Origin of the sequence: Pseudonocardia xinjiangensis, assembly GCF_012911925.1 — a bacterium.
Lineage (GTDB): Bacteria > Actinomycetota > Actinomycetes > Mycobacteriales > Pseudonocardiaceae > Pseudonocardia > Pseudonocardia xinjiangensis.
This window is the reverse complement of the sequence record NZ_JAAXKY010000099.1, coordinates 21,755-29,182: the sequence shown is the minus strand read 5'-3', so window position 1 is coordinate 29,182 and position 7,428 is coordinate 21,755. Positions and strand designations below refer to the sequence as shown.

Annotated in this window: 7 protein-coding genes; 1 reads left to right on the top strand and 6 read right to left on the bottom strand. The window is 72.6% G+C overall.

The features are described 5' to 3' along the window. The first annotated feature begins 15 nt into the window (after positions 1–15). Positions 16–765, top strand: coding sequence for a helical backbone metal receptor (locus tag HF577_RS25265; protein ID WP_312859372.1), 750 nt, complete (start codon positions 16–18; stop codon positions 763–765). Here the strand turns inward: HF577_RS25265 and HF577_RS25260 are convergent. From HF577_RS25260 to HF577_RS25235, 6 genes are read right to left on the bottom strand one after another with little or no spacing between them, the layout of a single operon-like run. After that, positions 755–2,209 carry a mannitol dehydrogenase family protein gene (locus HF577_RS25260; protein WP_169398444.1) on the bottom strand — a complete coding sequence of 485 codons (1,455 nt, stop codon included), beginning with the start codon at positions 2,207–2,209 and terminating at the stop codon, positions 755–757. The two genes, HF577_RS25265 and HF577_RS25260, sit on opposite strands and share 11 nt — an antisense overlap. A 2-nt stretch (positions 2,210–2,211) precedes the next feature. Further along, a complete protein-coding gene (locus tag HF577_RS25255) occupies positions 2,212–3,072 on the bottom strand; it encodes an ABC transporter permease (protein ID WP_169398437.1) in 861 nt (286 codons plus the stop codon). Then, positions 3,072–3,992, bottom strand: coding sequence for an ABC transporter permease (locus HF577_RS25250; RefSeq protein WP_312859371.1), 921 nt, complete (start codon positions 3,990–3,992; stop codon positions 3,072–3,074). The genes HF577_RS25255 and HF577_RS25250 overlap by 1 nt, the downstream gene beginning before the upstream one ends. A 10-nt stretch (positions 3,993–4,002) precedes the next feature. Further along, positions 4,003–5,136, bottom strand: a complete 1,134-nt coding sequence (locus tag HF577_RS25245) for an ABC transporter ATP-binding protein (protein WP_169398436.1) — start codon at positions 5,134–5,136, stop codon at positions 4,003–4,005. Beyond that, the gene (locus HF577_RS25240) at positions 5,133–6,341 is read right to left on the bottom strand and encodes an ABC transporter substrate-binding protein (RefSeq protein ID WP_246267197.1); all 1,209 of its coding nucleotides are present in this window, start codon (positions 6,339–6,341) and stop codon (positions 5,133–5,135) included. Before HF577_RS25240 ends, HF577_RS25245 begins: the two co-directional genes overlap by 4 nt. Then, positions 6,338–7,384 carry a LacI family DNA-binding transcriptional regulator gene (locus HF577_RS25235; protein ID WP_169398435.1) on the bottom strand — a complete coding sequence of 349 codons (1,047 nt, stop codon included), beginning with the start codon at positions 7,382–7,384 and terminating at the stop codon, positions 6,338–6,340. The genes HF577_RS25240 and HF577_RS25235 overlap by 4 nt, the downstream gene beginning before the upstream one ends. Positions 7,385–7,428 lie beyond the last annotated feature (44 nt).

Sequence of the window (7,428 nt, the reverse complement as noted above, 5' to 3'; positions counted from 1 at the left end):
GGATAGGGTCGGGGGGTGGTGGTCGACGACGAGGGTCGGGCCGTGCCGGTGGCCGCCGACGTCCGGCGGGTGGTGTCGATCGTCCCGTCGCTCACCGAGGCCGTGGCCGCGACGGCGCCTGGTCTGCTGGTCGGGGCCACCGACTGGTGCACCCATCCCGCCGGCCTCGACGTCACCCGGGTCAAGGGCACCAAGAACCCCGACGTCGCAGCGATCGTCGACCTCGCGCCCGACCTCGTGGTGGCCAACCAGGAGGAGAACCGCCTCCCCGATCTCGACGCGCTGCGCGCGGCGGGCGTGCCCGTGTACGTCACCGACATCCGCACCGTCGACGGCGCCTTCGCGTCGCTGGCCCGGATGCTGGGGGCGTGCGGGCTCGACCGGCCGGGCTGGCTCGACGACGCCGAGGCCGCCTGGAGCGCGCTGCCGGAGCCCACCCACCGCCGCCGGGCCGTGGTGCCGATCTGGCGCAAGCCCTGGATGGCGGTCGGGCGCGACACCTTCACCGGCGCCGTGCTGGCCCGCCTCGGCGTGGACAACGTCCTGGCCGGGCACGCCGAGCGCTACCCGCGGTTCGACCCCGCCGCGCTGCCGGAGCACGACCTCGTGGTGCTGCCCGACGAGCCGTACCTCTTCACCGCCGACGACGGCCCCGAGGCGTTCCCGGGCGTGCCGGCGGTGCTGGTGAGCGGCAGGCTGCTCACCTGGTACGGCCCCAGCCTGGCCGCGGCGGCCCGGGAGCTGCCGCCGCTGCTCAGCGGGTGACCAGCAGTTCCTCGACGCGCTCGGCGAGCAGGGAACGCAGCACCTCGGAGTCCCGCAGTTCCGGGTCGAAGACCTCGTCGACGGCGAGCATGCGCTCGACCAGGCCGCCGTCCGAGCCCGCGGCGGCCGCGCGCAGCCGGTCGGCCAGTGGGTCGTCCAGCGGGAGTGCCCGCCCGGCGGCGTCGCGTCCCCTGGCGACGTAGACCATCCACGCCGCCACGGCCATCGCGGCCCACCTCGGTTCGGCACCGGCGCGCAGCCGGTCGCGGACCGTGCCGAGCAGCCGGACGGGCAGCTTCATCGAGCCGTCCATCGCCACCTGCGTGGTGCGGTGGCGCAGTGCGGGGTTGGCGAAGCGGTCCAGCACCGACCGCTGGTAGTCGTCCAGGTCCAGGTCGTCGGGACGGCGCAGCGTGGGCAGCGCGTCCTCCGCCATGAGCGACGCGGCCGCCGCGGCCAGGGTCTCGTCCCGGACGGCCTCGGCGATGGTCTCGTAACCGGCGAGCGCTCCCGTGTAGGCCAGCAGGGAGTGGGTGGCGTTGAGCAGCCGCAGCTTCACCGCCTCGTACGGGGCGACGTCGGCGGTCAGCGTGGCGCCGACCCGGTGCCACGCGGGAACGGGCCCGGCGAAGTGGTCCTCGATCACCCACTGGCGGAACGGTTCTGCCACCACCAGCCCGGCGTCCCGCAGGCCCATCAGGTGCTGGGCCTGCTCCCGGTCGTCGTCGGTGGTGGCAGGCACGATCCGGTCGACCATGCTGCTCGGGAACGACACGTTCGACGTCACCCACTCCCACAGCGGCTCGCCCTCCGCGGCCGGCAGCGCGGCGCAGAAGTCCGCCACCAGCGTGCGGACGACCTCGCCGTTGCCCACGAGGTTGTCGCAGGAGAGCACGGTGAGGGGGGCGCCGTTCTCCTCCCGGCGCCGCTGCAGACCGCGCGCCAGCCTGCCGATCGCCGTCTCCGGCGCCGCGGTGCCCGCCAGGTCCGCCTGCACGGCAGTGTCCCGGAGGTCGAGCCGGCCGCCGGGTTCGCGCCGGTACCCCTTCTCCGTGACGGTCAGCGTCACCACGCCGACGGCCGCGTCGGCGATCCGCGACCGCACCAGCTCCGGCTGCTCGGCGGCCGACACGACCTCGAGCACGGACCCGACCACCCGCACCGAGACCTCACGGTCGCTGCGCTCGAGCACGCCGTACAGGCCGTCCTGCGGGGCCAGCTGGTCGACGACGCCGCGCGAGCGCTGCGTCACCCCGCAGATGCCCCAGCTCCCGACGCCCTCGGCTGCCATCGCCTCCTCGGTGAACACCGCCTGGTGCGCCCGGTGGAACGCGCCGATGCCGAGGTGGACGATGCCGATCGCGGTGTCCGGGCGGCGGACGCCCACCGGCACGCCGGGGGTGATGTCGTCGAGAGTCGAGGTTGAGAGGCGGGGAACGTCCATGCTCACGGTTCGGGAGTCTCCTTGACCCTGGCGACCAGCTGCGTCGGGTTGACGAACCGCAGCGCGACGACGAGAAGGACCAGCATCGTCGACGTGTAGATCACAGCCATCGCGTCGACGGCCTGCTGCGCCCTGATCCCGGCCGCCGACATCGAGTAGTACAGGGCGACCACGAGGGTCTGCGAGTCCGGCCCGGCGGTGAGGAACGTGAGCTCGAACATGCCCACCGTGCGCACCAGCACGAGGATCGCGGCCGCGAGCATCCCGGGCACGAGCAGCGGGCCGAGCACCCGGAGGAACAGCGCCCGCGTGGTGGCGCCGCACATCCGTGCCGCCGACTCGATGCTCGGGCTGATCTGCTCGATGAACGGCGTCATCGTGAGGATCACGAACGGCACCGAGGGCACCAGGTTGGCCAGCACCACACCGGAGGCGTTGCCCGCGAAGCCGAACTTGTAGAGCACGGTCGCGAGCGGGATGCCGTAGGTGATCGGCGGCATCAGGATCGGCAGCAGGAACGCGAAGTAGACGATCTTCTTGCCGGGGAAGGTGCGCCGGGCCAGCACGTACGCCGCGGGGACGCCGATCAGCACCGAGATCACCACCACGAGCAGCGACACCTGCAGCGTGACGCCGACGACGTCGAGGAGCCCGAACTCCCGCCAGGCCGTGGCGTACCAGCTGGTGGTGAAGCCGTTCGGGAACCAGGTGCCGAACCACTGGGTGCCGAAGGAGCTGACGAGCACCGCGCCGATCACGCCGGCGAGGTTCACGAGGAAGAACGTGACCGCGCCCCAGATCAGCCAGCTGCTCGGGCTGCCGACGATCCGGCGCCGCGCGCGAGGCGCCACCGTGGTGGCCATCAGCCCTTGCCTCCCGTCGAGCCGGTGTAGAGCCGAGAACGCCACAGCAGCACCACGCCGATGACGATCAGCTCGACGGCGCCCATCACCATCGCGATGGCCGAGGCCAGCGAGTAGTCGTACTGCTCGTAGGCGGCCTGGTAGGCGGCGAGGGCGAGCACGCGCGTCTCCCCCGCCGGGTTGCCCACCAGCACGGCCGACGGGAACACGCTGAACGCGAGCACGAAGGCCAGGCAGAACGTGGTGGCGAGGCCGGGCGCGAGCAGCGGCAGCGTGATGTGCCGGAACCGCTGCCGCCAGTCGGCGCCCAGCGTCGCGGCGGCCCGCTCCAGGGTGGGGTCGATGCCCGACAGGTACGACAGGATCAGCAGGAACGCGAACGGGAAACCGGTGATGACCAGGGAGAAGAACACGCCCCAGTAGTTGTTCACCAGCCGCACCGGGTCGTCGATCAGCCCGAGCGTCATCAGGATCTTGTTGAACCAGCCCGCCGGGCCGAGGTAGTTCAGCAGCCCCTGCGCCGTGAGCACGGTGCCGAGCGTGATCGGCACGACGAGGACGATCGTCAGCAGCCGCTTGCCGCGGAAGCTGCCGCGCATCCGGTAGGCGATGGGCACCGAGGCCAGCACGTTGATCAGTGCGGCGGGCAGCGCCAGCTTGAGCGTGATCCAGATCGTGCCGCTCTGGTAGGGGTCGGAGAAGAACGCCTGGTAGCTGGCCAGCGGGCCGCCCTCGTCGGGGGCGAAGGACAGCTGCAGCCCGTAGAGGAACGGGTAGAGGAACAGCAGCACCACGAACAGCACGGCCGGCACCAGCAACAGCAGCTGCCGGTCGATGCCGCGCTCGGCCAGCCGGTGGCGCAGCCCGGGATCCTGCGCCTGGCGCGCCTCGCCGGGCACGCGCTCCACGGTGAGGCTCACGACGGCCCCCTCACGGCACCGCGGCGACGAGCGGTGCGGGGACGTGCTCGCCCGCCGCCAGCGGGTAGACGAGCAACCGTTCCGGGTCGACGGTCAGGGTGACGGCGTCGCCCGGGGCGAGCCGCTGCTCGGTGCGCAGGTGCAGCGCGCGCCCGGCCGCGGTGCGGACCTCGACGGCGAGCTCGCGGCCCTGGTACCCCACGACCTCGACGGTGGCGGGCGTCGCGTTGGGCCCGTCGGCCCCGTCAGTCCCTGCGCCGACCAGCACGTCCTCGGGACGCACGGCGGCCACGACCCGGTCGCCGACGGCCGTGGGCGCGGTCGCCGTGCCGCGCAGGCGCAGCCCCTCGCCCTGCACCACGACGTCGGTGCCGTCCACGTGGGTGGCGTCGACCTCCACGATGTTGCGGAAGCCCATGAAGTCAGCGACGTGCCAGTTCGCCGGCCGGGTGTGCAGCTCCTCGGAGGTGCCGATCTGCTGCACCCGCCCCTGGCGCAGCACGACGAGGCGGTCGGCGAGCGACAGCGCCTCCTCCTGGTCGTGCGTGACGTAGACGGTGGTGAGCCCGAGCGACTGGTGCAGCCTGCGGATCTCCGAGCGCATCTCCAGACGCAGCTTCGCGTCGAGGTTGGACAGCGGCTCGTCCATCAGCACCAGCGACGGTTCGAGCACCACGGCCCGCGCGATCGCCACCCGCTGCTGCTGGCCGCCCGAGAGCTGGCCGGGCAGCTTGTCGGCGTGCTCCTCCAGCTGGACGAGACGGATCGCCTCCGTGGTGCGGCGCGCGACCTCGGCGCGGGCCAGCCGGCGCATCTGCAGCCCGAAGGAGATGTTGCGGCGCACCGACATGTGCGGGAAGAGGGCGTAGCTCTGGAACACCATGCCGAACCCGCGCTTCTCCGGCGGCAGCGTGTCGATCCGGCGCTCCCCGTCCGGGCCCTGCTGCCAGATGCTCCCCGCGGTGAGGGGCAGCAGCCCCGCCAGGCAGTTCAGCGCGGTCGACTTCCCGCACCCGGACGGCCCGAGCAGCGCGATGAACTCGCCCGCCCGGATCGTCAGGTCGAGGTCGACCAGCGCGTCCTTTCCGGCGAAGCGGCGCCCCACACCGTCGAGCCGGAGCTCGGTGAACGCCCCCTCCGTCACTGCCCCCCACCGCCGATCTCGCGGTCCCAGCGGTCGAAGGCGGCGACCATGTCCTTCGTGGCCAGCGGCGTGGCGGTGGGGTGGTCGCGGATCAGCGCCTCGTACTCGGGACGGCCGAACTGGGCGATCACGTCGCGGCTCTGCTGCGGCGCCATGTCGAGCGTGACGCCCTTGATCGCGGGGCCCGGGTAGAAGTAGCCGGTGTCGTAGGCCTTGGCCTGCTGCTGCGGGGTCAGCATGAACGCCAGCAGCGCGAGCACGGCGGACTGCTTGTCGGCCGAGACGCCCTTGGGGATCGCGGCGTAGTGGGCGTCGGTGACCCAGGTGAACCCGTCGAGCGCGGTCACCTTGTAGTCGGCGGGCACGGTGCCCAGCGCGCGGGGGTTGATGTCCCAGCCGGTGGTGCTGACGACGATGTCGTAGGTGCCGTTGGCCAGGTTCTTCATCGTGTCCGCCGTGCCCGACGGGTAGGACTCGATGTGCTTGTCCAGCTCGGCGAGGTAGGCCCAGGTCTTCGACCAGCCGTTGATCGGGTCCTTGGGGTCGGAGTCACCGAGGATGTAGGGCAGCCCCATCAGGAACGTGCGGCCGGGCCCGGAGTTGGACGGGCGGGCGTAGCCGACCTTGCCGGGATGGGCGGCGGCGTAGGCGAGCAGCTCGTCGGCGGTGTTCGGCGGGTCCGGCACCCGGTCGGGGGCGTACTCCAGGAGCGGGCCCGACGGGTAGTAGGTGACGACGACGCCCTGGTCACCGGCCAGCTCCTGCATGGCGGCGGCCGGTTCGAGGTAGTCCTTCATCCCGGTCAGCCGGCTCTCGAACTGCGGCAGCAGCGGGGTGAACAGGCCCTGCTCGGCACCGGCGGAGAGCCCGTCGGTGCCGGTGAGCACGAGGTCGATGTTGATCCGCCCGGCGTCCTGCTGTGCCTTGATCTTGCCGGCCATCTCGGGCGCGGCCGCCTTCTCGTAGGTGACGCGGGAGACGACGTCCGGGTTCTGCGCCACGAAGTCGTCGATCATCCCCTGCGTGAGCTGGAGGTTGCCCGCGATGTCGAGCACGTTCAGCGTCACCGGCTCGCTCGGGCGGTCGGGCACGTCTCCGGCAGGCACCTCCGCCCCCGGTCGTCCACTCGGAGCGCCACAGGCCGTCATGAGCAGCAGCGCGCAGACCCCACCTGCGGTCAGAGCGGTGCGCCATCGCATCGTCATCGGGTGGTTCCCTTCGTGGAGTGACCGCCCGCCGTCCGGCGGTCGGGGTGGGGGGCGACGCCGGTGGTGGCGCGCACGATGAGCTGGGCGTGGAGCTCCCGGTGCGGTGCGGGAGCCCCCTCCGCCGCCGCGGCGGTGTCGGCCAGCAGGGACAGCAGCAGCGCGACGCCGGCCCGGCCTGCCTCCCGCTTGGGGATGGAGACGGTGGTGAGCGCGGGGTGCGTCATCGCCGACATGCTGATGTCGTCGCATCCCAGGACGCTGATCTGGTCGGGCACCGACACCCCGCGCGCGCCGAGGCGGCTCAGCAGGCCCAGCGCGACCACGTCGTTGTAGGCGATCACCGCGGTGGCGCCCGAGGCCAGCGCCAGGTCCGCGGCAGCGACCCCGCCCTCGAACCGGGGCGGGAAGTGACCGAGGTGCACCAGGTCGGTGCCGGTGTCCTCCGCGCTGCGGTGCAGGCCCTGCTCGCGCTGGCCGTTGGACCACGACGTGCGCGGCCCGGCGACGTACGCGATCCGCTCGTGGCCCAGCGCCGCCAGGTGCTCCACCGCCTGCCGCATCCCGTCGGCGTTGTCCACGGTGACGCTCGGGCGCCCCTCGATGCGACGGTTCATGAGGACCACGGCGCTCTCGACGCCGACCCGCGCCAGCTCGGCGTCGGGGGTGCGGGGCGAGCACAGGACGATCCCGTCGACCTGCCGGGTGAGCGCCAGCAGCAGCTCGACCTCGGCGGTGGCCTCCTCGTCGGTGTCGGCGATGAACAGCGAGTAGTCCGCGGCCCGCGCCGCCGCCTGCACGCCCTTGACCACGGAGGAGAAGAAAGGGTTGGACAGATCCGGCACGATCAGTCCGAGGTTGCCGGTGCGCCCGGTGATCAGCCCGCGGGCCGCGCGGTTGGGCTGGTAGCCGAGCCGCCGGGCCGCCGCCAGTACCCGCGCCCGGGTGGCCGGGTTCACGAGGTCGGGCATCGACAGGGCGCGGGAGACGGTGGACTGCGAGACGCCTGCCGCTGTGGCGACGTCGCGGATCGTGGCGGCCACGGCGTCCCCCCAGCGTTGGATCGTGTCGCGTGCGGGAGAGTCTG

What these genes read in the sequence shown, in the direction of transcription:
- HF577_RS25240 (WP_246267197.1), bottom strand. Translation starts at nt 6,341, where the DNA reads ATGACGATGCGATGGCGCACCGCTCTGACCGCAGGTGGGGTCTGCGCG.
- HF577_RS25255 (WP_169398437.1), bottom strand. Translation starts at nt 3,072, where the DNA reads ATGGCCACCACGGTGGCGCCTCGCGCGCGGCGCCGGATCGTCGGCAGC.
- HF577_RS25260 (WP_169398444.1), bottom strand. Translation starts at nt 2,209, where the DNA reads ATGGACGTTCCCCGCCTCTCAACCTCGACTCTCGACGACATCACCCCC.